General features: G+C 37.6%; 1 protein-coding gene and 1 pseudogene. Both read left to right on the top strand.

Annotated features, from left to right (window positions below):
- The coding region (locus tag B2S90_RS08240) for a glutamate synthase-related protein (RefSeq protein WP_286696870.1) at positions 1-1,839 on the top strand (1,839 nt) is incomplete at its 5' end.
- 2 nt (positions 1,840-1,841) lie between these two features.
- Positions 1,842-2,254, top strand: a pseudogene (locus tag B2S90_RS08245) (glutamate synthase); the annotation flags it as partial.

The following is a 2,254-nucleotide window of genomic DNA, read 5'->3' on the forward strand; positions in this document are numbered from 1 at the left end:
TCAGGTGAAGGTGGAGAAGATGCAGAACGTTTTGTGACTCGTCCTAATGGTGATTCTGCATGTTCAGCTATTAAACAGGTAGCCAGTGGTCGTTTTGGTGTAACAAGTGAATACTTATGTTCTGCCAACGAAATTCAGATCAAGATGGCTCAGGGTGCAAAGCCTGGTGAAGGTGGACACTTACCTGCTGGTAAGGTTTATCCTTGGATTGCGAAGACTCGTCATAGTACTCCAGGTGTATCACTTATTTCACCACCTCCTCATCATGATATTTATTCTATTGAAGACTTAGCTCAGTTGATCTATGACTTAAAGAATGCGAATGAAGAAGCACGTATTAGTGTTAAGCTTGTATCTGAAGCAGGTGTTGGTACTGTTGCATCAGGTGTTGCGAAAGCTGGTGCTCAGGTTATTCTTATTTCTGGTTATGATGGTGGTACTGGTGCTGCACCTAGAAACTCAGTTTATAGTGCAGGTCTTCCTTGGGAATTAGGTCTTGCAGAAGCACATCAGACATTAATCATGAATGATTTAAGAGATCGTGTTGTGCTTGAAACAGATGGTAAATTATTAACTGGTAGAGATCTTGCGATTGCATGCTTACTTGGTGCAGAAGAATATGGTTTTGCGACAGCACCACTTATTACTATGGGATGCGTTATGATGCGTGTATGTAACTTAGATACATGTCCTGTAGGTGTTGCGACTCAGAACCCTATCTTACGTAAGAGATTTACAGGTAAACCTGAATATGTAGTGAACTTCATGAAGTTTGTTGCTGAAGAAATGCGTGAATATATGGCTCAGCTAGGATTTAGAACAATCGATGAAATGGTTGGTCATACAGACTTATTAAAGAAGAAGGATATTGCGGATCAGTATCATATGGACTTATCTAAGATCTTAGATAGCACATATGCGAATGATGCACATAACTGCTTTAATCCAGCTCATGCATATGACTTCAAATTAAATGAAGTACTTGACACAAAGGTATTATTAAAGGCATTAGAACAGGCATCTCAGTCTCATAAGAAGACAGAAGTTTCTGTAGAAGTGTCTAATACAGACCGTTCATTTGGTACTATTCTTGGCTCTCATATTACTAAGACTTTAGGTAATTTTGTAGAAGATGACTTTATTACAGTGCGTGCGTTTGGTGCTGGTGGTCAGAGTTTTGGTGCCTTTATTCCTAAGGGATTAACTCTTGAGTTAACAGGTGATTCTAATGACTACTTAGGTAAAGGTTTATCAGGTGGTAAGATTATTGTGAAGACACCTCATGAAGCTACATTCAAGGCAGAAGACAATATTATTATTGGTAACGTTGCTTTATATGGTGCAACAAGTGGTGAAGCTTATATCAATGGTGTTGCTGGTGAACGTTTCTGTGTAAGAAACTCTGGTGCTAAGGCTGTTGTAGAAGGTGTCGGTGACCATGCATTAGAATATATGACAGGTGGTTTAGTTGTTATTTTGGGTGAAACAGGTAGAAATGTTGCTGCTGGTATGAGTGGTGGTATTGCGTATATCTATGATCCAAATAATGATTTATATGAAAAATTAAATGGTGCACTTGTAGAATATTCTGAAGTCAATAAGCCATATGATATTAAGACAGTAAGAGAATTAATTGAAAATCATTATAAGTATACTGGTTCAGAGAAAGCCAAGATGTTCTTAGATGATTTCAAGACATATATTGGTAAGTTTAAGAAGATCATTCCACATGATTATAAGAAGATGATGGATCTGATTGCTTATTATCAGTCACAGGGTCTAGATGAAGATCAGGCTAAGGTAGAAGCATTTAATGCCGCTATGAAAGGAGGAAAATAGTCATGGGTAAGAAAACTGGATTTTTAGATTATGCACGTGAGACATCTTATGAGGTTCCTCCTACAGAACGTATTAAGAACTTCGATGAATTCCATATCCCTTTGTCTACTAAAGAACAGCAGAAACAGGGTGCAAGATGTATGGACTGTGGTATTCCGTTTTGTCAGTACGGCCAGAAGATTAAAGGTATGTTTTCTGGCTGTCCTTTAAATAATTTAATTCCTGAATGGAATGATTTAGTATTTAAAGGTAAGTATGAACAGGCTCATAAACGTTTAAAGAAGACAAATAACTTCCCAGAATTCACTTCTAGAGTATGTCCTGCATTATGTGAAAAAGCATGTACATGTTCTTTAGATGGTGAAGCTGTATCAGTCAAAGAGAATGAACATGCGATTATTGAATATGCTTATGA

The sequence above is a fragment of the Catenibacterium sp. UBA627 genome (genome assembly GCF_002299355.1).
GTDB lineage: Bacteria > Bacillota_I > Bacilli_A > Erysipelotrichales > Coprobacillaceae > Catenibacterium > Catenibacterium mitsuoka.